12 protein-coding genes and 2 pseudogenes are annotated in these 23762 nt (G+C 70.3%); 6 read left to right on the top strand and 8 right to left on the bottom strand.

Annotation, left to right across the window (positions count from 1 at the left end):
• Positions 1 to 151 precede the first annotated feature (151 nt).
• The 6 genes and pseudogenes from ACFWRO_RS24920 to ACFWRO_RS24895 form a co-directional block, all read right to left on the bottom strand.
• Complete coding sequence (locus ACFWRO_RS24920; protein ID WP_384513387.1) at positions 152 to 940, bottom strand: thioesterase II family protein; 789 nt, start codon at positions 938 to 940, stop codon at positions 152 to 154.
• A 142-nt stretch (positions 941 to 1082) separates the two neighbouring features.
• Positions 1083 to 1769 carry a ScbR family autoregulator-binding transcription factor gene (locus ACFWRO_RS24915; protein ID WP_384513385.1) on the bottom strand — a complete coding sequence of 229 codons (687 nt, stop codon included), beginning with the start codon at positions 1767 to 1769 and terminating at the stop codon, positions 1083 to 1085.
• Positions 1770 to 2242: 473 nt separating this feature from the next.
• Complete coding sequence (locus tag ACFWRO_RS24910; RefSeq protein WP_384513383.1) at positions 2243 to 2734, bottom strand: hypothetical protein; 492 nt, start codon at positions 2732 to 2734, stop codon at positions 2243 to 2245.
• A 13-nt stretch (positions 2735 to 2747) separates the two neighbouring features.
• Complete coding sequence (locus tag ACFWRO_RS24905; RefSeq protein ID WP_384513381.1) at positions 2748 to 3281, bottom strand: flavin reductase family protein; 534 nt, start codon at positions 3279 to 3281, stop codon at positions 2748 to 2750.
• 100 nt (positions 3282 to 3381) lie between these two features.
• A pseudogene (locus ACFWRO_RS24900) lies at positions 3382 to 10017 on the bottom strand (type I polyketide synthase); the annotation flags it as partial.
• A 61-nt stretch (positions 10018 to 10078) separates the two neighbouring features.
• Positions 10079 to 14722: pseudogene (locus ACFWRO_RS24895) on the bottom strand (SDR family NAD(P)-dependent oxidoreductase); the annotation flags it as partial.
• Between the two features lie 302 nt (positions 14723 to 15024).
• Here ACFWRO_RS24895 and ACFWRO_RS24890 point away from each other — a divergent pair.
• The 4 genes from ACFWRO_RS24890 to ACFWRO_RS24875 all read left to right on the top strand — a co-directional run bounded on the left by ACFWRO_RS24890 (position 15025) and on the right by ACFWRO_RS24875 (position 18532).
• A complete protein-coding gene (locus tag ACFWRO_RS24890; RefSeq protein ID WP_384513379.1) occupies positions 15025 to 15402 on the top strand; it encodes a YybH family protein in 378 nt (125 codons plus the stop codon).
• Between the two features lie 156 nt (positions 15403 to 15558).
• Positions 15559 to 15975, top strand: a complete 417-nt coding sequence (locus ACFWRO_RS24885; protein ID WP_384513377.1) for a YybH family protein — start codon at positions 15559 to 15561, stop codon at positions 15973 to 15975.
• 216 nt (positions 15976 to 16191) lie between these two features.
• Entirely contained in the window at positions 16192 to 17370 is a 1179-nt protein-coding gene (locus tag ACFWRO_RS24880; RefSeq protein ID WP_384513375.1) for an acyl-CoA dehydrogenase family protein, read from the top strand.
• Positions 17371 to 17635: 265 nt separating this feature from the next.
• On the top strand, positions 17636 to 18532 hold the full coding sequence (locus tag ACFWRO_RS24875; RefSeq protein ID WP_384513374.1) for an NAD(P)-dependent oxidoreductase: 897 nt from the start codon (positions 17636 to 17638) through the stop codon (positions 18530 to 18532).
• A 198-nt stretch (positions 18533 to 18730) separates the two neighbouring features.
• Here the strand turns inward: ACFWRO_RS24875 and ACFWRO_RS24870 are convergent, their stop codons facing one another.
• Together ACFWRO_RS24870 and ACFWRO_RS24865 are read right to left on the bottom strand one after the other, a co-directional pair.
• The gene (locus ACFWRO_RS24870) at positions 18731 to 18937 is read right to left on the bottom strand and encodes a ferredoxin (RefSeq protein WP_384513372.1); all 207 of its coding nucleotides are present in this window, start codon (positions 18935 to 18937) and stop codon (positions 18731 to 18733) included.
• Between the two features lie 19 nt (positions 18938 to 18956).
• On the bottom strand, positions 18957 to 20186 hold the full coding sequence (locus ACFWRO_RS24865) for a cytochrome P450 (RefSeq protein WP_384513370.1): 1230 nt from the start codon (positions 20184 to 20186) through the stop codon (positions 18957 to 18959).
• A gap of 388 nt (positions 20187 to 20574) precedes the next feature.
• On the opposite strand from ACFWRO_RS24865, the gene ACFWRO_RS24860 reads away from it, so the two are divergent.
• Together ACFWRO_RS24860 and ACFWRO_RS24855 are read left to right on the top strand one after the other, a co-directional pair.
• On the top strand, positions 20575 to 22005 hold the full coding sequence (locus tag ACFWRO_RS24860) for a flavin monoamine oxidase family protein (RefSeq protein ID WP_384513369.1): 1431 nt from the start codon (positions 20575 to 20577) through the stop codon (positions 22003 to 22005).
• Positions 22006 to 22277: 272 nt separating this feature from the next.
• Entirely contained in the window at positions 22278 to 23654 is a 1377-nt protein-coding gene (locus ACFWRO_RS24855) for a nucleotide disphospho-sugar-binding domain-containing protein (RefSeq protein ID WP_384513367.1), read from the top strand.
• Positions 23655 to 23762: the final 108 nt, after the last annotated feature.

Here is a 23762-nt window from a genome sequence, read left to right as displayed (position 1 = left end):
CCCCCGCTTCCCTCCGCGATCGAACGGAGGCCGTCCTTGTCGGTGAATTCCGCGACACCAGCCTGCATGAGGCCGGTCGAAGCCCACACAAATCTCGAACAAGGTGCCGAACGGCCTGCTCAGCGACGCTCCGCACCGCCGGCACCCGGCGTCATCCGCGCGCCGGACCCACCCCGGAGGCGCTGGCGGCGAGCCACGCGTCGGTGATCACCTCGGACACGAAGTCGAGGTGGGCGTCGAGGTAGAAGTGCCCACCGGCGAGGACATGGGTGCGTGCGCCCGCCGTCGTGAACTCCGCCCAGCGCTCGACCTGTTCGACGTCGACCACCGGGTCGCCGGCCCCGACCAGAAGCGTGAACGGGACGGTCAGCGGCGGTCCCGGCCGCCAGGTGTAGGAGCTGAGCGCGCGGTAGTCGGCGCGGAGCGCGGGCATCACCATCTCCCGTAGCTCCGGATCGTGCAGCACCTCCGGCATGGTGCCGCCGAGCCGGGACACCGCCCGCACGATCTCGTCGTCGGTGCGCAGCCGGTCGTGGCGCCCCGGCTCGGGTGTGGGCGCGCCACGGGCCGAGAGGACCAGCGCGGCCGGCCCCCGGTCCTCCGCCAGCCGGCGGGCGACCTCGTAGGCGAGGAGCGCGCCCATGCTGTGACCGAAGAGGGCGTACGGTCCCTCGGCCCGGCGCGACACCTCGACCGCGAGCGCGTCGGCGAGCCGGCCGATGTCGTCGAAGGGTGCCTCGAGACGACGGTCCTGCCTGCCGGGATACTGCGCGACCAGCACGTCGAACGTGCCGGTCAGGGTCTGCGCGAGAGAGCGCAGCGCACTGGCGGCTCCGCCCGCGTGGGGGAAACAGAAGAGCTGGGGTGCGCCGTCCGTCGGGCCGTCCTGGCCCGGCGGCGGATCGAACCCGCGCAGCCAGCTGCTCGTCACTCGCGCCACATCGACTCCCTCGCTCGGGCCACGCCTTCCGGGCTCCGGCGTGGTCACGCGTCGCTTCCCATCGTGTGCGGCGCCGTTCAAAGAGCGCTCAAAGCACGCGCAAAGAACACGCAACTCCCGTGCGGCAAAGGCCTTTTCCGAGCTATGCGGCGCCACAGGTCTCGGCCATGTCCCACTCCTCGGAGGTGAGGGGCGGTTCCGTCTCCTGCGGTGGCGGCGCGGTGCCCTCAGGGGAGAGAGCGGCGGCCGTGTCCGGGCCCGCCAGTTGGGGCAGCATGAGTCGCCAGAAACCGGTGACGGCACTCCTGGAGGTCCATTCCGTCCCGATACGGGACAGCACTTCGAACCCCGCGATGATCGAGGTGATGGCCAGAACCGCCTCCTCGATCACCACGTCGGAGGTGAGCATCTCCCGCTCCCGGGCGACGATCAGCATCAGCTGCACCCAGTCCTGCCACTCCTCCCAGAGGTTGATCCGTCCCTGCCAGGTGGCGTCGCTGGCAAGGCTGAATCCGGCCCTGAGTACGGGGTCGTGCAGCAGGTACTCGGCCAGCAGCTGCGAGGTGTCCACGAGGAGCTGCAGCGGGGCGGGATGTCGCAGCGGCACCCGCCCCGTGACGTGCGCGAGTGTCTGCGCGGCGGCCAGCTCGACCGCCTCGCCCAGAGCCCGTTTGTTCCTGAAGTGGAAGTGCAGCGCCCCATTGCTCACGCCGGCCCCGGAGCTGATCGCGGCGATCGAGGCGTCGGCGAACCCGGCGCGCTCGAAGACGACGGCGGCGGAACGGATCAGATCCTGACGGGTACGAACGGCACGGGGTTGCTTGGCCATGTGGCGCTCCGATACGGGCAGTAAGCATCTGGTCGGGCGCACGAGAACATGCCACAGGGAGCAGGTGAGTTGTTACTCGAGCAACGACCGGGCCCCCGAGTTGGCCGGAGTTCGGCTGTCGTCGGCCGGTGATGACCGTGCGGTGACGGCCCCCTCACCACGTCACCCTCCCCTTGGCTTCGCTCTCGAGCAGGTACGTGCGCGGGCAAACTGTATGCCCGGCGGTCGGCTGGTAGCCAGGAGTTCACCACGTGGCGCGCCATGAGCCCTCTCTCTAGAAAGAACGCTCTAGATAGTACCCTCGCAGGATAAAGGAATTGCCACGGGGTAACGCGGAGCAGTTTGGGCCCATGCTGTGATCAGCACCCTGGAAGGCCGCCGAGCCGGCCGCCCGGCCGCCCGCGAGCCGCGCCCCTTGGAGATCGCCGCCAAGCACCTGGCTCAGCTCATCAACGCGTATCGGTAGAGATCCCTCAGCCGCCCGCGCGGCCGCTCCGGGCCCAGCGGCCCAGGGCCCGGACGAGTGCGGCCGGCCGTCCGTCGTCGCCGAGTTCGGGGCGTTCCGACAGGACGAGCGCGGCGGACTCCATCAGGAGCGTCACCACCAGGTGCTCGTGCCGGGGAAGCAGGGGTCCCGTCGTACCGTGCGCCTGCCGCTGCCCCTGAGGGGGCGGCAGGCCCAGGGCCGCCGCCAGCATCTCGTGGCCGCGCTGTTGCAGCGAGGCCAGCACCGCCGGGCTCCCCCCTCCCTCCGCGCCCGGCAGGGCGGTCTCGAACGCCCGCATGACCGCGGCCGCGAAGGGATGGGGCAGCTCGTGCGACCGCGACACCAGGCGCGTACCGCTCCGGGCGCGCAGGGTCGGGGGGCCGGCCCTGGCGAGCCCGTCGTTCAGCGCCGCGACGAACGTCGAACCGACGATGTCCCAGAAGCTGTTTCCGTCGTACGTCTCACCACGCGAGGCCATGGCGGGTTCCGACTCACCGGGGAGCGGTGAGGATCTGCTGGAAGCGACCGTTGAAGAACAACAGCCCCGACTCGTCGGCGGACGGAGCCGCGCTCACGACATCGCCGACGAAGATGGAGTGATCGCCCGAGTCGTGTGCCTCGGCCAGCTCGCATTCGAGCCAGGCCACCGCACCGTCCAGCAGGGGCGCCCGGGTGACCTCGCCCGGCCGCCAGCCTATTCCTTCGAACTGGGCCCGCCCCAGCGGTCGCCGCTTGTCGGCGAAGTGCCGTGCCAGGGACTCCTGTTCGGCGCCGAGCACCGAGATCCCGAAACTGCGCGCCGAGGTGATCGCCTTGTGCATCACCGCGCTGTGGGACACGCAGCAGAGCACGGTCGGCGGTTCGAGCGACACGGAACTGAACGCGTTGGCCGTCATCGCGTGCAGGTGTTCACCACCGACACTCAGAACGATGACCCCGGTCGCGAAACGCGACATCGTCTCGCGCAGCGCGGACGGCGCGATCGGGTTTCGGTTGACGGCTCCGCCTACGGACACATGACTCATGCCGAACCCTTCGAGAGAACCATGGGAGAAACAGGATTTCCGGCGATCTCCGACCGGCCACCGTGAGGTGACCAGGAGACGGGACCGCCTCCGCGCCGCATCAGCCACCCACCCGTGGGTTCGGGAAGTGACCGGTCCGCGCGAAGTACTCGACGTACTTCCGGAAGAGTCGCCCGCCCAGCGGCGGGCAGGTGATGCCGCTGCCTTCCAGCTCCGCCTCGGTCTCCGTGGTGTCCATCGCCGGATAGAACGAGTCGGTGTCGTCCGTCATCATCTCGAACGCGTGCAGGAGCGGGGCGATCGCGTTCGTCCCGTCCGCGTGCACCCGTTCGCGCCAGGCGCCCCAGTCCACGTCCGCCACCGAGTAGCCGAACGACCGCAGCCGTTCCACGCACTCCCGCAGGCTCAACGCATGCCGATTGAACAGGTGGAACGTCCGGCCCGCCGCGCCGGCGCGGCGGGAGATCCTGAGGACGGCCGCGCTGACGTAGTCCACCGGGAGGAGGTGGAAGCGCCCGTCGGCATCCGCCGGAACGGCCCCGGCCTGCACCAGCCCCTTGAGGCTCAGCCACACGAAGTCGCTGGTCTGGCAGGCGCCGTTCTCCTGGTCGCCCGAGATGACGTCGACGCGGTACACGGACACCGGCAGACCACGCCCCCGCGCCCGTTCGACGAGCTGCTCCGCGACCCACTTGCTCTGCAGATAGCCGCTGGGCAGCCGCTCGGGAGGGCCGGTCGGGTCGGTCACCTTGAGGGGAACACCGGGAGTCACCGCGGCTTCGAAGACACCGACGGTCGACACGTAGTGCACCGGTACCGTCCGATGGCGCGCCGCGAGGCGCAGAATCTCCTCAGTCCCCCTCACGTTGGCCGCCTTCAGCGTCGTGTACGGGTGGAGCCAGTGCACCTGGGCGCCGTTGTGGTACACCGCGTCGACGACCTCGGACAGCCGGTCGAACTCCGGCTCGGTCAGCCCGAGTCGGGGCTTGCCCAGGTCGCCCACGACCACGGAGAGCCGGTCGGGATCGACCGCGTCCCACACCATGTAGCGCTCCATGTTCTCCCGGAGCCGTGCGCGGGCCTGTTCCTCGTCGGCGGCGCGCACGAGGCAGTGCACCCTCGCCCTGGTCGAGCGCATCAGATCCCGCAGCAGGAAGGCGCCGAGGAACCCGCTCGCGCCGGTCAGGAGCACCTCCTGAGGGTCGTCCACGAAGCGGAGGACCTCGGCCGCGGGCCGGATGTCCTCGGCGAGGCGTACCTCCTCGGCGAAGTCCGGTGCCTCCGGCGCGGAGGACTCGGCAACGCCGGCCTCCTGCCCCGCGAGCAGCTCGCCGAGGAGGAATCCGGCCAGGGACGCCGGAGTGGGGTGGTCGAACACGACCGTGGGCGGCAACCGGACACCGACGAGGGCGTTGCACCGATTGCGCAGCTCCACTGCTGTGAGCGAGTCGAAGCCCTGCGCCAGGAACGTGCCGTCGTCCTCGATCCGCCGCGCGTCGCCATGGCCGAGCACCCGCGCGATCTCCTCTCTGAGCGCCGCCAGGACCAGACCGGCCCGCTCGCCTTCGGCAACGGCAGCCAACCGCTCCACCAGGGACGGTCCGCTCGCTCCACCCTCCTCGGCCCTACGACGCGCGGGAGAACGGACCAGCCCCCGCAACAACGGCGGGACCTCCTCCAGCTTCCGTACCGCACCGAGGTCCAGCGGCGTCGCCACGACCGAGGGCCGGCCCGTCGCGAGGGCGAGGTCCAGCAACGCGACGCCGGACTCGGCGGTGACGGGCAGATACCCACCCCGGGCGATGCGCCTGAGATCGGCCTCCTCCAGCCCTCCCGACATCCCGCCGGCCACGCCGCCGTCCTGTGCCCACAGACCCCAGGCGACGGACGTGGCGGCCAAGCCCGCGGCGGCCCGATGCTGCGCCAGACCGTCCAGGAAGGAGTTGGCCGCGGCGTACGTGGACTGGCCCGGGCCACCCACCACGCCGGCGATCGAGGAGAACAGGACGAACGCCCTCAGCTCCCTCTCGCGAGTCAACTCGTGCAAATGCCAGGCCGCTTCGACCTTGGGCCGGAAGACGGCGGCCAGCCGCTGCGGGGTCTGCGACCCGATCAGACCGTCGTCCAGCACACCCGCGGCATGGATCACCGCGGTCAGCGGGTGCTCCACCGGTACGGTCGACAGCAACTCGGCCAGCTCTTCACGGTCGGCCACGTCACAGGCGGCGATGGTCACCTCGGCGCCCATCTCCTTCAGCTCGGCAGCCAACTCGCCGGCACCCTCGGCCTGTTCGCCCCGACGGCTGGTCAGCAGCAGATTCCTGACACCGTGCTCGCGGACGAGGTGCCGGGCGAACAGGGCACCGAGCGCACCGGTACCGCCGGTGATCAGCGTGGTCCCCTCGACACTTCCGTACGCGGACGAGTCGGCCGGGAAGCCGGCCCGGAAGCCGGTCGGGGAGCCGGTCGGGGAGTTCGCGGGGAGATGCTTGGGGGAAGGCTTCTCGGTCGGCTGGGCGAGGTACTGGAGGCGGGGCGCGAACAGCCGGCCACGGCGTAGAGCCGACTGGGGCTCCTGGGAGCCGAGCGCCACCCGAGCGGCGGCGGCGAGCCGCGCGTACCCGTCGCCTTCCGGTTCGTCGAGAAGGCCTCCGCCCCCTTCGAGGTCCACGAGCCAGAACCTGCCGGGCGCCTCCGACTGCGCCGAGCGCAGCAGACCCCAGACGGCCGCCGAGCCCGGATCCACCGGCTCACCCTCGTCCACCGCGACCGCCCGCCGGGTGACCACGACGAGCGGCACGTCGGCGAGCCGGTCGTCCGCCAGCCACTGTTGAGCCACGTCGAGCAGACGGCGTGTCCCGTCCTGAGCGGCCACAGCACCGTCGTCCACGGAGGAGGAGACGGCCGGGACGAGCACCGCGTCCAGCTCCTGCCCGGCGCCGACCGCCCGCGCCACGTCGGCCACGTCGCCGAAGCGTGCCGCCTCGACGTCCGCGCCGTGATCCGTCCTGGAGCAGCCCAGTACGCCGAACCGCATCGGTCCTGTGGCCGGTTCTGCGGCCGGTTCTGCGCCTGGCAGGGACGTCCACGTGACGTGGAGCAGGCTGTCAGAGGTCCGCGCGTGGGCTTGTGCGACCTCGCCGCCACTCGTCCGTCCCCACGTGACGGATTGCAGGAGCGCCGTAGGCGCACCGCTCCGGTCGGCCAGACGGACCGTCAGTTGTCCGTCACCCTGGGCCCGAGTGATCCACACCCGCGCCTCCGAGGCGCCGATCGCGTACAACCGGACTCCACCCACCCTGGCGACCGACGGCGCGCCCGCCCCCTGGAGGCCGTCCGTGCCGACGAGGGATGCGAGGAGGGCCCCGTCGAGCAGTGCGGGATGGAGTAGATGGCCCGCCCCGTCCGCTTCCGGGGACAGGCTCACCTCGGCGAAGACGTCGTCCCCTCGCTGCCACACGGTCCCGAGCGACTGGAAGACGGGGCCAAGCCGTACGGCATCACCCGTGAGCCGCTCGCCGAGCTTGTGCGAGGGCACGATCTGCGCGTCCCTCGGCGGCCACGTTCCGAGATCGAAGGGCAGCTCCGGAGCCTGCGGGCTCAGCCGTCCGCGCGCATGGACGGTCCACGGGACATCCCCCTGGTCCGGACGCGCGTACACGGTGACCGGCCGCTTCCCGGTCTCGTCCGGCGCCCCCACAGCCACCTGGAGGTCCATCCCGGAACTCCGCCTTAGCACCAGAGGGGCCGCCATCACGAGTTCGTCGAGGACCGGGCTGCCGAACTCGTCGCCGGCCCGGATCGCCAGCTCCACGAGGGCCGACGCGGGCACCACGACAGCTCCATGGACCTCGTGATCGGCCAGCCAGGGGTGCGTGCGCAACGAGATCCGGTTGGTGAACAGCCCCTCGTCGGAGGCCGCCACCGGTACGGCCGCACCCAGGAGCGGATGCTCCCCGGGTCGGAGCCCGAGGCTCTCCGCGTCGACACGATCGCCGGTGTTCTCGACCCAGTACCGCTCGCGTTGGAAGGGGTAGGTGGGGAGGTCCACGCGTTGCGGGTTCAGCTCGGCGTAGGGGGTGGTCCAGTCGATGGTGGCGCCGTGGACGTGGGCGGAGGCGAGGGCGGCGAGGAGGGTTCGGGGCTCGCTGTGGTCTCGGCGGAGGGTCGGGGCGGTGGTGATGTCGGCGTTCTCGAGGGTGGTGTGGGTGAGGGTGGTGAGGGTGGTGTCGGGTCCGATTTCGAGGTAGGTGGTGGTGCCGTGGTTGTGGAGGGTGTGGAGGGTGTCGGTGAAGCGGACGGTGCCTCGGAGTTGGTCGGACCAGTAGGTGGGGTTGGTGAGGTGCTTCTCTGCGGGCTCTCCCGTGAGGGTGGAGATGATGGGGATGGTGGGTGGGTGGTAGGCGAGGGTGGCCGCTGTGGTGAGGAGTTCTTCGGCGGCTGTGTCCATGTGGGGGGAGTGGAATGCGTGGCTGACGGTGAGGCGGTGGGTCTTGCGGCCCTGTGCCTTCCAGATGTCGGCGATGGTCTGGACGGTGTGAGTGTCGCCGGAGATGACGGTGGAGCGGGGTGTGTTGAGGGCGGCGATGGATGCGTGGTGTTCGTGTCCTGCGAGGTGGGGGGTGATCTCGTCTTCGGTTGCCTGGATGGCGATCATGGTTCCGCCGGTGGTGGCGTTCTGCATGAGGCGCGCGCGGGTCGTGACGAGTTGTGCGGCGTCGGGGAGGTTGAGGATGCCTGCGATGTGTGCGGCGGTGAGTTCGCCGATGGAGTGTCCGGCGAGGTAGTCGGGCCTGAGTCCGAAGGATTCGACCAGACGGTAGAGGGCGACCTCCACCGCGAACAGCGCGGGCTGGGTGTAGGCGGTCTGGTCAAGCTCGTGCCCGGTACGGATGACCTCGGCGATCGGCCGGTCGAGGTAGACATCGAGGGCCGCGCACACTTCGTCGAACGCGGCGGCGTAGACGGGGTAGGTCTCATACAACTCCGTGCCCATACCGACCCGTTGTGCGCCCTGGCCCGTGAACAGGAACGCAGTCTTACCGGGCGCCGCTATGCCGGTGACTACGTCGGGTCCCGCGTGGCCGCCCTGGGCCAAAGCCCGTACGCCGCTCTGGAGGTGACCGACATCGCTGCCGAGGACGACGGCGCGGTGGCGGTGTGTGGCGCGGGTGGTGGCAAGGGACCAGGCGATGTCGCCGCGTGAAGCGTCGGGGTTGCGGGTGAGGAAGTCGTCCAGCCGCTCGGCTTGGGCGCGCAGGGCCTGCTCGGTCTTGGCCGACAGCAGCCATGCCGTCGGGGTACTGTCCGCCGCGACGGACGCCGGCGGGGGTGGCGCTGTGGTGCGGGAACCGTCCTCGGTCGGGGCCTGCTCGAGAATCACATGCGCGTTCGTCCCGCTCACGCCGAACGCGGACACGGCAGCTCGACGCGGCGCCCCCGTGTCGGGCCATTCCCGTTCCTGTGTGAGGAGTTCGACGGCTCCTGATGTCCAGTCGACCATGGGGGTGGGTTCGTCGACGTGGATGGTTCTGGGCAGGATGCCATGCCGCATGGCCTGCACCATCTTGATGACCCCGCCCACGCCGGCCGCGGCGACCGTGTGCCCGATGTTGGATTTGAGGGAGCCGAGGTAGAGGGGGTGGGGGGTGGTGCGGTGGTTGCCGTAGGTGGTGAGGAGGGCTTGGGCTTCGATGGGGTCGCCGAGGCGGGTGCCGGTGCCGTGGGCTTCGACGGTGTCGATGTCGTTGGTGGTGAGGCCGGCGTCGGTGAGTGCTTGGTGGATGACGCGTTCTTGGGAGGGGCCGTTGGGGGCGGTGAGTCCGTTGCTGGCGCCGTCCTGGTTGACGGCGGATCCGCGGAGGACGGCGAGGATCTGGTGGCCGTTGCGTCGGGCGTCGGACAGTCGCTCCACCAGCAGCATGCCGACGCCTTCGGACCAGGCGGTGCCGTCGGCCGCCGCGGCGAACGACTTGATCCGCCCGTCGGGTGCCAGGCCGCTCTGGCGGGAGAAGTCGACGAAGCCGCTCGGCGTCGCGGTCACGGTCGCGCCACCGGCGAGTGCGAGATCGCATTCGCCTCGGCGCAGGGCGTTGGCCGCCAGGTGCAGGGCCACCAGGGAGGAGGAGCACGCGGTGTCGACCGAGATCGCCGGACCCTCGAAACCGAACGTGTAGGCGATGCGGCCGGAAGCCACGCTGCTGAGCTTGCCGGTGAGCAGATAGCCCTCGGACTCCTCGGGCCCTTCAAGTCCCAGATAGCTCTGCTCCACCACGCCGGCGAACACACCGGTTCGGCTGCCCTTCAGCGTGTCGGGGTCGATCCCGGCCCGCTCGAAGGTCTCCCACGCCGTCTCCAGCAGCAACCGCTGCTGAGGGTCCATGGCTCGGGCTTCACGCGGCGCGATGCCGAAGAACTCCGCGTCGAACAGCGCGGCATCGTGGAGGAAGCCGCCCTCCCGGGTGTACGACGTGCCCGGTGTCGCCGGGTCGGGGTCGTAGAGCTTCTCCAGGTCCCATCCACGGTCCGTCGGGAAGGGGGTGATGGCGTCGACGCCCTCGGCCACCACCCGCCACAACTCCTCGGGTGACACCGCCCCGCCGGGGAAGCGGCAGGCCATCGACACGATCGCGATCGGCTCACCGGTGCCGCTCTCCAGTTCGGCGAGCCGCTGCTGAGCCTTGTGGAGATCGGCGGTCACCCGCCTGAGGTACTCGACGAGTTTCTCTTCGTTCGACATGTCGGATCAATCTCTCCTTGAGGCACAGGATCGGCGAACGAGCCGTACGGGATGCGGATCAGCTGAGCTGGGAGTCGATGAAGCTGAAGAGCTCCTCCGCGGACGCCGAGGCGAGCGCGTCGGTCTCCTCCCGTGCCGACGGTTGGGCCTCGGACTTGTGCAGCCTCCCCACGAGAGCCTGGAGCCGCGCGGTGAGTTCTTCACGTTCCGCGTCCCCGGGCGGCGACTCAGCCAGGAGCGCGTCGACCTTGTCGAGTTCGGCCAGCACCACGTGCAGCGGGTCACCCATGAGCGGACCGAGCCGCTCCAGGAGATGGCCGGCGAGGGCCGAGGGCGTCGGATGGTCGAAGACCACGGTCGCCGCGAGGCTGACGCCTGTGGCTGCGTTGAGCCGGTTGCGCAGCTCGACACCGGTCATCGAATCGAGCCCGAGCTCCTGGAACGAACCCTCCGCCAGCACGGTCCGCGCGGACGCGTGCCCCAGCACCGACGCCACTTCGTCCCGTACGAGGGACAGAGCCCACTCCTGTCGTTCCAGAGGCGACAGGGAGGCCAGGCGCTCCGTCGGGGACTGCGGCGCCGCCGACCCGGCTGGAGCCTCGGGGGTATGCCCCTCTTGCCGCCCCGGCACTGCCGTGCGCAGCAGGTGCGGGATCGGGCCACCGGAACGTATCTCCGTACGGTCCAACGGGGTGGCGACCACCGCCGGCACGCCCGATGCGACGGACTGGTCGAACAACGCGAGACCCTGCGTACTGGACGTGGTGCGGAAGCCGCTCCGGGCGAACCGGTCCTGGTCCTTGTCGTCCAGCCGCCCGTTGATCCCGCCGCCTTCCCACAGCCCCCAGGCGATGGACGTGGCCGGCAGGCCGTGCGCCCGACGGTGCCGGGCGAGGCCGTCCAGGAAGGCGTTGGCGGCGGCGTAGTTGGCCTGACCGGGACCGCCGAACACGCCAACGGTGGAGGAGAAGAGCACGAAAGCCACGAGGTCCATGTCCCGGGTCAACTCGTGCAGGTTCCAGGCGCCGTCCGCCTTGGGGCGCAGGACCGTACCGAAACGCTCCGGCGTCAGGGTCTCGACCAGGCCGTTGTCGAGGACGCCCGCCGCATGCACGACACCGGTGAGCCGACGCCCGCCGGTGAGCCCGGACAGCAGGGCGGCGAGTTCCTGCCGGTCGGCGACGTCGCAGGCGGCGATGACGACCTCGGCGCCCAGCTCCTTGAGTTCGGCGGCCAACTCCGCCGCGCCGTCGGCCTGGTCACCGCGACGGCCGACGAGCAGCAGGTTGGTGACGCCGTGTTCCGCGACCAGATGGCGGGCGACGGCGGCACCCACCAGCCCCGTACCACCCGTGACCAGAACGGTTCCGGTGGAGGACCACTGCGGCGTGCTCCTCTTGTCGGGCGCGGGCAGGGCCCGCAGCCGAGGCGTCAGGACAGCGCCACCCCGCACGGCGTTCTCGGGCGCCTCGCCGACCAGCACCGAGGACAACACGGAGGGGGAGACCGGTCCGTCCGCGTCGACGAGCACGATCCTGCCTGGGTGCTCCGACTGCACGGAACGCACCAGCCCCCACAGTGCGGCCGCAGTCGGATCCGGTGCGTCCCCCGGCACTGCCTGCACCGCGCCACGCGTGAGCACGACGAGCGGAATCGCCAGGAGTCGTTCGTCGTCCAGCCACTGCTGGACAAGGCCGAGAGCCCGGGCCGTGTCGACGTACACGGAGGCAACAGGTCCGGACGACGCGCCCGACAGCCACGGCACGACCACCGCGTCGACCTGGGAGGCGGCAGCGGAAGCCGCGGTGACGTCATCGATCTCCGTGATGAGACCGTCCCCGCCACCGTGTTCCAGGGCGGCCACGGCGTCGGCGCCCAGCACCCCCCACCGACGCGCCTGGCTGTGGTCCGGGTGGGCCGCCGTCTCCCACTCGACGGTGAACAGCGCCTCGGAGACGGCGTCGTCAGGGTCGTCGCCGGCCGTCGGCATCAACCAATGGCGCTCGCGTTGGAAGGGGTAGGTGGGGACGTCGATGCGGCTGGGGTGGGTGCCGGTGTAGAGGGGTGACCAGTCGACGGTGGTGCCGTGGACGTGGGCGGAGGCGAGGGCGGCGAGGAAGGTGCTGACCTCGTCGTGGCCGGTGCGGAGGAGGGCGGTGGCTTGGGTGTTGTCGAGGGTGGTGTGGGTGAGGGGGGTGAGGACTGCGTCGGGTCCGATTTCGAGGTAGGTGGTGGTGCCGTGGTTGTTGAGGGTGTGGAGGGTGTCGGTGAAGCGGACGGTGCCTCGGAGTTGGTCGGACCAGTACTGGGGGGTGGTGAGGTGCTGGTCGGCGGGCTCTCCCGTGAGGGTGGAGATGATCGGGATGGTGGGTGGGTGGTAGGTGAGGGTGGCCGCTGTGGTGAGGAGTTCTTCGGCGGCGGTGTCCATGTGGGGGGAGTGGAATGCGTGGCTGACGGCGAGACGGGTGGTCTTGCGGCCCTGTGCTTTCCAGATGTCGGCGATGGTCTGGACGGTGTGGGTGTCGCCGGAGATGACGGTGGAGTGGGGGGAGTTGAGAGCGGCGATGGATGCGTGGTGTTCGTGTCCTGCGAGGTGGGGGGTGATCTCGGTTTCGGTTGCCTGGATGGCGATCATGGTGCCGCCGGGGGTGGCGTTCTGCATGAGGCGGGCGCGGGTCGTGACGAGTCGCGCGGCATCGGGGAGGTCGAGGATCCCCGCGATGTGTGCGGCGGTGAGTTCGCCGATGGAGTGTCCGGCGAGGTAATCGGGCCGGAGTCCGAAGGACTCGACCAGACGGTAGAGCGCGACCTCCACCGCGAACAGCGCGGGCTGGGTGTAGGCGGTCTGGTCAAGCTCGTGCCCGGTACGGATGACCTCCGCGATCGGCCGGTCAAGGTAGACGTCAAGCGCCGCGCACACTTCGTCGAACGCGGCGGCGTAGACGGGGTAGGTCTCGTACAACTCCGCGCCCATACCAGCCCGTTGCGCGCCCTGGCCCGTGAACAGGAACGCCGTCCTACCGGGCTTCGCGACTCCCGATACGACACCGGGTGTGGTGCGGCCGTCGACGAGTGCGCGGAGGCCGGCGAGGAGTTCGGTCGAGTCCGCTCCGCCGATCACGGCTCGGTGCGGGTGGGTGGCGCGTGTCGTGGTCAGGGACCAGGCGACGTCGACCGGTGAGACAGTGGGGTTCTGGGCGACGAAGTCGTGGAGGCGTTCGGCCTGGGCGCGTAGGGCCTGGTCGGTCTTGGCCGACAGCAGCCAGGGCGTCCGGGGAGCGCTCGTGTCCGCGGGACCGGCCGGTGCGGGGGCTTCGGCGGGCGCCTGCTCCAGAATCACGTGGGCGTTGGTCCCGCCGAATCCGAAGGACGACACCGCCGCGCGTCGTACCCGGCCCGTGTCGGGCCATTCCCGTTGCTGCGTGAGGAGTTCGACGGCTCCTGATGTCCAGTCGACCATCGGGGTGGGCTCGTCGACATGGAGCGTCCTGGGCAGGATGCCGTGCCGCATGGCCTGCACCATCTTGATCACACCACCGACGCCCGCCGCCGCCTGGGCGTGCCCGATGTTGGATTTGAGTGAGCCGAGGTAGAGGGGGTGGGGGGTGGTGCGGTGGTGGCCGTAGGTGGTGAGGAGGGCTTGGGCTTCGATGGGGTCGCCGAGGCGGGTGCCGGTGCCGTGGGCTTCGACGGTGTCGATGTCGTTGGTGGTGAGGCCGGCGTCGGTGAGGGCTTGGTGGATGACGCGTTCTTGGGAGGGGCCGTTGGGGGCGGTGAGTCCGTTGCTGGCGCCGTCTTGGTTGACGGCGGATCCGCGGAGGACGGCGAGGATCTGGTGGCCGTTGCGTCGAGCGTCGGACAGTCGCTCCACCAGCAGCATGCCGACGCCTTCGGACCAGGCGGTGCCGTCGGCCGCCGCGGCGAACGACTTGATCCGCCCGTCGGGCGCCAAGCCTCGCAGGCGGGAGAACTCGACGAAGGCCAACGGCGTCGACATCACGGTCGCGCCACCGGCGAGTGCGAGATCGCATTCGCCTCGGCGCAGGGCGTTGGCCGCCAGGTGCAGGGCCACCAGGGAGGAGGAGCACGCGGTGTCGACCGAGATCGACGGACCCTCGAAACCGAAGGTGTACGAGAGCCTGCCCGCGGCGATGCTGCCCGCGCTGCCGCTGAACAGGTAGCCCTCGGAGTCTTCCTTCGGAAGTCCCGGCCGTGAGCCGTAGTCGCTGTACATGACCCCCGCGAACACACCGGTACGGCTGCCCTTCAGCGTGTCGGGGTCGATGCCGGCCCGCTCGAAGGTCTCCCACGCCGTCTCCAGCAGCAACCGCTGCTGAGGATCCGCGTTGAGAGCCTCACGCGGGGACATCGCGAAGAACGCGGCGTCGAACAGCGCGGCATCGTGCAGGAACCCCCCTTCACGGCCGTAACTCGTGCCGACGCGCGCCGGGTCGGGGTCGTAGAGCCGGTCGAGGTCCCAGCCGCGGTCCGTGGGGAAGGGCGTGATGGCGTCGACGCCGTCGACCGCCACCCGCCACAACTCCTCGGGTGACACCGCTCCACCGGGGAAACGGCAGCCCATCGACACGATCGCGATCGGCTCCCGCGCTTTCTCCTCGACCGCGCGCAGCCGGTCCCGCGCGTCACGGGCGTCCGTGATCGCCCGCTTGAGGTACTCGCGGAGGGTGTCCTCGTCCGCCATGATGCTCAGCTCCCCGGTGTGATGTGCCCGTGTTCCCCTGGCGTGCGTCCCATGACGGAAGCCGAAGGCCTCTCGCGAAGGGAATTCAGAGGCCGGCCAGGAATGCGGCGAATTCAAGAAGGGCCTGTAGATCGTAATGCGAGCCTACGCACGGTGCGGTAACTGCGCGGGATGTCGAGGGAGTGGTCGTCTCATTACTTCGCGATGAGTGGGGGGTTCCTGACCCGTCGTTAGCCTCTCCGGAGATCAATCCGAAATGCTCATGGGCGGTAGAGCGCGGACAGAAGCAGAGGAGTTCAATCGTGGCCCAACTCACGAACGACGTCGAAAAGCACACGGCAATCTATGTCGAGGCGTTCAACGCGGGTGACGTGGACGCTGTGAACGCGATGTACACCGACGATGCCGTCGCGGTCTGGGAGCGGGGCGTTCCGCTCACCGGCCAGGCGCGGATCGATGCGGTCAGGGAGTTCCTCGCCGCCGGTCCGACGATGACGGCGGTTCCCCGGCAGTCGTTCGTGGCGGGCGACACCGCCCTGCTGATCGTCGACTGGACCATCGACACCAAGGGCCCGGACGGAAACCCCGAGCGCCTCACGGGTGTCGGAGTGGACGTACTGCGTCAGGGCGCGGACGGACACTGGCGTTACGCCGTCGACGACCCCTACGGCGAGCAGTAGGCCACCGCGGAGCCCAAGAGCTCCGGAGCGTCGTCACCGCGACGGTTCCCGTCGTCACCGCACCGGTTGCCGGCGCCACCGCACGGGTACCCGTCGTCACCCGTCGTCACCCGTCGCCACCCATCGCCAACCAAGAAAGCAGGGGTCCGCATCTCCATGGCCATCACCGTCGACTTCGACTCCGACAATCCCGACCTGACCTCCGACACCGACACGCAGAACGAGATCTTCCTGCAGATCTTCAACTCCGGTGACGGCGAGCTGTTCGACAAGCTCTACCGTTCGGACGCGATCTCCAACTTCTCGGGTGCCCCGCTGACCGGCGCGGACCGACTGAAGTTCTTCAAGGAATTCCTCGCGTCCAAGCCCGTGCTGCAGGCAGAGGTCACCCACTCCTACGTCGCCGGCGACGTGGCGCTGATCGGAGTGCGGTTCGTCATCGACGGCACCACCGACGACGGCGAGCCGCTGCACATCGAGGGCAACTGCACCGACGTCCTGCGTCGCGGCGAGGACGGCCGCTGGCTCATGGCCATCGACCGCCCGGTGGCCGGCAGCCTGCTCCCGGAATAGCTCCCCGAGCAGCTTTTCCGAACAGCCACCCGCCAGGGCCGGAGATCCACCCGTCCCCGTGTGCCGTGACGTTCCGTCCGGCACACGGGGACGTCCGTCGTTCGCCGACGTCCGTCCCGGCGCGTCGGTATCGGGATTACCGCCGCGTTACTGCGCATGAACTGGTCCCGTGCATGCTCGATCTGGTTCTGTCCGGCCGATAGTTGAGGAGTTCCTATGGCCACGTCCGTGAAGGAAACGGAGTCCGTGCTGAACGCGGTGAGGGAATGCGTTCCCCGGCTGCGCGAGAACGGCCTCGAGGCCGAGAACCGCGGCTGGATCCCGGACGAGAACGTCGAACTGCTGGAGAAGGCGGGCGTTTTCCGTATCGCCGTTCCCGAGCGCTTCGGCGGCCTCGATCTGCCCGTGGCCGACCAGGCGGCGATCGTCGCCGAGATCGGCCGCGGCTGTGGTTCGACCGGTTGGATCGCCTGTGCGTGGGTCTCCAGCGCCTGGATCGCCAGCCAGTACCCCGACAAGGCCCAGGAAGAGATCTTCGCCGACGGCTCCGTCCGGATCTCCGGTGGCTTCACCCCCACCGGCACGGCTGTCGAGACCGAGGGCGGGTACGTCCTCAACGGCAGCTGGCGCTTCAACACCGGCATCAAGGGCGCGGACTGGAACATCTACGCCGCGATGCTCCAGCGCCCGGGCCAGGAGGACGCCGAGGTCTTCGCCATCGTCCCCGCCTCCGACGTCTCCATCGCCGACGACTGGGACGTCACCGCCGCGTCGGGCACCGGCAGTTCGACCACCTCGGTCAAGGACCTCTTCGTCCCCGCCCACCGTGTCGTGGACGGAATCGAGGTCATCGAGGGGCTGGTCGGCGACCGCTCCAACGCGGGGGCCACGGGCCGCAACTACGGTCTCACCGCCTACGTGATGGCTCTCTCCGTCCCGGTCTACATCGGCCTGGCCCGCGCCGCGCTCGAGGTCTTCCTCCAGCGCCTGCCGGGCAAGGGCATCGCGTACACCCACTGGGCGGAACAGCGCGAGCACCCCTACACCCAGGTGAAGGTGGCCGTCGCCGCCAACAAGATCACCGCCGCCGAGTGCCTCGCCGAGGGCTGGCACCGCCTGATGCAGGTCGGTGCGGACACCGGCGAACAGCTGACGGTCGAGCAGAAGGCCGCCATGCGGGGCCAGTTCGGCTACGCCGTCCAGCTCGCCAAGGAAGCCGTCCAGGAACTCCACGACATCAGCGGCGCCTCGATCATCGCGCGCACCGCCCCGTTCCAGCGCATCCAGCGGGACATCGAGGGCCTCTACCTGCACGGCTTGATGACCCCTCTCGGCAGCCTGGAGGCCCACGGTCGCGTCCTCGTCGGCCTCGACCCCAACAACGACTACCTCTAGACGCCGATCGGCGCGCGGCCCGGGCCGGCGCATGCCCGGGGAGTCCCGAAGGACTGCGGGCGCGCGCTCCAGCGCCGAGTACGCCCCGGTGCGGCCCTGCTCATGCCGGTGGCCGCACCCGGAGGCGATCCCGGACTCCGGGAGTTACCGCCGCATGACCTGCGCGTGAGCGGGCGCGCCTAGCCTCCTGCGCGTGGGCACGGCACACCGAAACGGCCGGGCCGCGCCTCCGGCCGTGCACGCATCGAGAGAAAGTTGCCTCCTCATGAACTCCACCACACAGGCCGACACCCAGCACGCCGCCGTTTCGGTCGTCGGTCTCGGCCTGATGGGGCAGGCGCTCGCCGGCGCCTTCCTCGGGTCCGAAGCCCGCACCACCGTGTGGAACCGCTCGCCGGAGAAGGCCGAAGCGCTCGTCGCGAAGGGCGCGGTGCTCGCCACGTCGGCGGCGGCCGCGGTCGAGGCGGCCCCGCTGGTCGTCGTGTGCCTGACGGACTACGACGCCTTCCACGCCGTCCTGAACCCGCTCGCGGACGCGCTGCGGGGGAAGACCGTCGTCAACCTCACCTCGGGCCACTCCGACGGCTCCCGGGAGACCGCCCGGTGGGCGGACGAGCACGGCATCGCCTACCTCGACGGCGCCATCATGGCGATCCCGCCCGTCATCGGCACCGAGCACGCCACGCTGCTGTACGCGGGCGCCCGGGATGTGTTCGACGCGGCGGAGGCGACCCTGGCGGCCCTCGGCACCGCCACCCACCTCGGCGAGGACCACGGCCTGGCCTCGCTGTACGACGTGGCGCTGCTCGGCATCATGTGGGGCGTCCTCAACAGCTTCCTGCACGGCGCCGCCCTGCTGGAGACCGCGCAGGTGAAGGCGTCCACCTTCGCGCCGCTCGCCAACGCCTGGATCGGCGCGGTCACGAACTTCGTCTCGGCCTACGCGGGGCAGATCGACGAAGGTTCCTACCCGGCACACGACGCGACCATCGACACGCACCTGGCGACGATGGTGCACCTCCTCCACGAGAGCGAGGCGACGGGCGTCGGCACCGAGCTGCCGGCCTTCGTGAAGCAGCTCACCGACCGCGCGATCGCCTCGGGCCGGGCCGGCGACAGCTACGCCGCCATGATCGAGCAGTTCCGCAAGCCCACTGCCTAGACCGGGCCCGGCAAGTCCCGAGCCGCCCCCGCCTCGCCGTGCTTCGGCGATCGGACCGAGTCCGTAGCGGCTGGGGGCGGGCACTTCTGTCGTCGTCCACGCACTGAGGCTCCGGTGACCACCCACGGGTGGTCACCGGAGCCTCAGTGCGCTGGGGGAGGGCGCCTCTACCGCCTCTACCGCCTCCCCCAGCGGTGGTCAGCTCTCCTCGGGAGCGACCAGCACCGCCTCCGTGGGGCAGCATTCGGCCACGTCGATGGCGGCTTGGATCGCCTCCTCACCGTCGAGCACGGTCTGGAGCACCACGCCCGTACCGTCCTCGACCTGGAAGAGGGCCGGGTTCATCGCCATGCAGGTGCCCGCGCCGGCGCAGGCGTCCCTGTCGATCGTGAGCAGCATCTTCATCCTGGGTCGCCTCCCGAGCTCAGTGTGATCCCGTGCCGTGCAGGTCGACCGGGAGTGCGGTCAGGCTGCGCAGCAGCCAGCTCTCCCCGTAGCGGACCTCGTCGCGCGGCACGGAGAGCCGGGCATTGGGGAACCGCTCGAAGAACGCGGGGATGGCGATTCGGGACTCCAGCCGGGCGAGGGCCGCACCCAGGCAGTTGTGCAGCCCGTGCCCGAGCCCCAGGTGTCGTGGTCCCGAGCGCGTGATGTCCAGCGCGTCCGGATTCTCGAACACCTCGGGGTCCCGGTTGGCGGACTGGAGCGCGGCGATGACCGTGGCACCCTTGGGTATGGTCGTGCCGAGCAACTCGACGTCCTGTGTGGCGAATCGGATCAGCGCCACCGTCAGTGCACCGTCGTAGCGCAGGAACTCCTCCACGGCGGACTCGGCCAGCTCGGGCCGCTCGGCGAGCAGCAGCCGCTGGTCGGGGTGGTCGAGGAGGGCGAGGACCGCCGAACCGATCAGGTTCCGGGTGGTGTCGAGACCGACCATGATCATGAGCGCCACCATGGCGATGAGCTCGTTCTCGTCCAGGCGGTCGTCACCGTCGCGGGCCTGGATGAAGACCGAGGTCAGGTCCTCCCCCGGGTTGCGGCGCTTCTCCTCGATGACCTCGCGACCGTAGTCGACGATCTCCTGGTAGGCGAGGGTCGACTCGGTCATGTGCTCCGGGTCGACGTGCAGGGCCCGCTCGATGGCGTCCAGGATCTGCCGGAACTTGGCCAGCGGGATGCCCATCACCCGCCCGATCACCTCGGCCGGGACGGTGGACGCGTACTCCATGACGTCCGGGTTCTCCATGGCCTCGAGGCGGTCGAGGGCGGAGCTGACGATCTCCCGGGTCGGTTCCTCCCACAGCGCCGTGCGGCGGGGGGTGAACGCGCCCATCGCCAGTTTGCGCACGCGTGTGTGGTCCGGGGGGTCGAGGACCGACAGGATGCGCTCGATGACCGTGCCCGAGCCGAACACCAGACCTGACTTCTTGAACTCCTCGGTGGCCCACACGGTGGCGTCACTGCTGAAGCGCTGATGGTCCCCCAGCAGCTCCCGCACGTCCTCGTAGCGGGACACCATCCACATGGGCAGGTCGCCGACCGGGAAGGTCAGCCCGTGCACCGGGGCGTTCTTGCGGAGCCACGAGAAGGCGGGATACGGATCCTGGAAGTAGTCGTGACTGAAAAGGAAGGGCGCAAGCGCCGAGGATGTCATCGCTGACCTCTCCATCAGGGGTTACGCGGACTCCGTGCGGAACGTCGGACAACGTCCACGTGCTGTGGCAGAGGCTACGAGCGGAGGACAACTGGCCAGTCACGAGCGGGCAATCGCCGGCGGATTCAAGCCCTCCGCACCCTCCCTCCGGCTGCTCGATGACCCGCCGATGACCGGCCCGTGAGCGCTGCCTTGGCCTCCGGAAGGACGTCTGTGGTGAGGTGGTTCCGCCTCTGCGGGCCCGGCTGGATCCGGCCAACGTCGTCAGAAGTGCACGTCCCTTTCCGGCCGTTGCCATGTGTCGACTCCCAGCGTGTCCCGGATCGATCCGCCGGGCCCGTCCATTCCAGTCACTCAGGGAGAGACCTTGGCTGCCGACAACAACCCCATGGCAGGGGTATCGCGCAGACGGACCGTCCTCAAGGCGGCGGGCCTGGCCACGCTGACCGCCGCCGCCGGCGTCGGCGCAGCGGCCGGGCCTGTCCACGCCGAGCAGGGGCCGGGCGATCCGTACGATGTGATCGTGATCGGCGCCGGCTTCGCCGGAGTCGCCGCCGCCAGGGCCGTGCGGGCCCAGGGCAAGAGGACGCTGCTCCTGGAGGCCCGGGACCGGATCGGCGGACGGACCTGGACCGGCACATTCGCCGGCGAGCTGGTGGAGATGGGCGGCGCCTGGGTCCACCCGGTGCACACGAAGGTCTGGCACGAGATACAGAGCCACGGCATATCCCTCGTGGCCGACGACACCCCGCCGGACCGACTGGTCCTGCCGTCGGGCAGCGGATACGCCGACTTCGACCCCGCAGTGGCGGGGACTCGGCTCGGAGAGCTGCTCACCGACTTCTTCGCCGGGTCGGAGTCGTACTTCCCCCGCCCCCACGACCCGTTGCACCGGGCGGACCTGCTGGCCGAGCCGGACCGGCTGACGCTGCGCGACCGACTGAACCAGCTGCGGCTCGCGCCACAGGACGACGCCTGGCTCAACGGACACACGGCCACCGCCGGCGGCAGCAACACTCGTGGCGCCTACACGGCCCTCGTCCGGCAGCTCGCCCTTTCCGGGGACCTGGCGACGTACAACGGGCTCAACACCTACCGTCCCGTCACCGGCATGGGCGGCCTGATCAGCGCGATGCTGGCCGACCAGCCGGTCACCCTTCAGCTCAACTCGCCGGTCGCGGCGGTCACCGACACCGCGTCCCACGTCTGCGTCGAGACCCGCGACGGGCGGAAGTACACCGGCCGATCGGTCGTCGTCGCCGTCCCGGCCAACGTGTGGAACTCCATCACCTTCCGCTCCGGACTGCCCAGGGAGTTCGCCTCGGCGTCCACGGCAGGCATCGCCGTGCCGCACGCGAAGAAGATCTGGATGAAGGTCCGGGGGGACGTGGGCCGATTCATCGCCCAAGGAGCGGAGTCGGGCGCCCCGCTCATCGGAGTCGTGCCCCACACGACGCTCGCCGACGGCAGCCGGCTGATGATCGGCTTCAGCGTCGACCCGCAGCTCGACCACACCAGCACCGCCCAGGTGCAGGCCGCCCTGCGCCGGTTCGTGCCACAGGCCGTCGTGGAAGGGATCAAGTCGCAGGACTGGGGCGGCGACCCGTACGCGCGCGGCGGCTGGTCGTTCATGCGCCCCCTCCAACTGACCCGGCAACTGCGCACTCTCCAGCAGCCGCAGGGCCGGCTCGTCTTCGCCGGCAGCGACATCGCGTCGGGCTGGTCCGGCTTCGTGGAGGGAGCCATCGAGTCGGGTGAACGCGCCGCCGTCCTCGCCCTCGAGGCCGCGGCCCGCCGGGCGACGCCGGTGCGCGCCTGAGGACACCAGCCGCGGATGTCGCGACTGCCCGCCGGGCAGACCCGCGAGCGCGTGGGCGACCGCCGGAGCGGGGGAATCCCGCTCCGGCGCTGCCGTACCCGCGAGGGTCCGGTGGGCGAGGCACGAGGGGCTCGGCCGTTACCCGGCGATGAGATAGCGGTGGGAAGGCTCCGGCTACGGTCGCCGCAACCCAACTGCGCCGTGTGACACCGAACTTCGTACGCAGACGGTGCGACCGAGAAGCGACCGACGGAGTAACTCCCTTGCGAGTCTTGTTCACAGTCTGGCCCGCGACCGCCCACCTCTATCCGATCATCCCGCTCGCCTGGGCCCTGCAGAGCGCCGGACACGACGTCCGGGTCGCCGCGCATCCCGCCATGGCGCCGACGATCTCCTCCGTGGGGCTGACCGCGGTGCGGCTCGGCGACCCTGAGGTGGTCCCGGCGCCCAGAGCGGCGAACAGGCCGCTCTCGCCGGAGACCGAGAGCCGGCTCGACCGGCTGACCGACCAGCTCGACCTCGACCCGGCCGGCCAGTACGCGTGGGGTGCCTTCCGCCGCTTCATGATCGCGTGCCTGCGCGACTTCCACCCGGCCGACGCGTCACCCTCCGACCCGATGCCGGCCGTGGACGACCTCGTCGCCTTCGCCAAGGCATGGCGGCCGGACCTGATGATCTGGGACCCGTGCTGGCCGTCCGCCGCGGTGGCCGCGCGTGTCTCCGGAGCCGCCCACGCCCGTCTCATGTGGGGACTGGACTACTTCGCCTGGACCACCGAGACCCTTGCCGCCCGCCGTGAACTCCTCGGTACGGCGCTGGGGGAGAACCCCCTGGTCGAGGCCGTCAGGCCGGTGGCGGAACGCTTCGGCGTCGAGGTCGACGACGAACTGCTCCATGGACAGTGGACCATCGACCCGATACCCGAGCCCATGCGGCTGCCGACCCGCACCCGGACCGTGCCGATGCGCTGGACCCCGTTCACCGGCGCGGCACCGCTCCCCGACTGGCTGCGCACACCCCCCGAGCGGCCCCGCGTCGCTCTCTCCCTCGGGGTGTCGGTGCGGAAGTTCTTCAAGGACGGGGCGGACCGCATCGGCGCCCTCCTCGAAGCGGTGGCGGACCTCGACGCCGACATCGTCGCCACCCTCGACGACGAGCAGCTCGACGGACTCTCCCGCCTCCCCGCGAACGTCCGCACCGTCGACTACGTCCCGCTCAACCAGCTGCTGCCGACGACCACCGCACTCATCCACCACGGCGGTATCGGAACGTTCGCCGCGGCCGCGGCCTTCGGCGTCCCCCAGCTGATCAACGACGAGGAGAGCGAGTTCATCGTCGTCGACGACCACGGCGTGCACAGCACCTTCCGTGAGCGGCACATGGACGCCCCACCCACCTCCGCCTACGTCACGGCGCGCAACGCCGGACTCTCCCTCGACCGGCACGCCCAGTCCACCGACGAGATGCGCGAGCGGATCAGGCGCGTCCTGAGCGAGGAGTCCTTCCACGCCGGCGCCGCGAGCATCCACCACGACATGCTGGCCATGCCGAGCCCCCACGACCTCGTCCCCGTACTGGAGGGCCTCACCGCCCGTTTCACCCGGCGCGCCCGGAGCGGCGGCGGTGTCAGCAGCGCTTCGGGCGACTGAGCGGCAGCGACGGCGGGGCCGGTGCTCCACGCGGAACGGCACGGAGTGGGGCCACACCTAGACGGGTGGGCCCCCACCCATCAGCTACCCATTACCCCACCCCGTCCG

It is taken from the genome of Streptomyces sp. NPDC058579 (assembly GCF_042718575.1).
GTDB lineage: Bacteria > Actinomycetota > Actinomycetes > Streptomycetales > Streptomycetaceae > Streptomyces.
The sequence above is the reverse complement of the archived record's forward strand: the minus strand, read 5'-3'. Positions and strand labels throughout refer to the sequence as shown.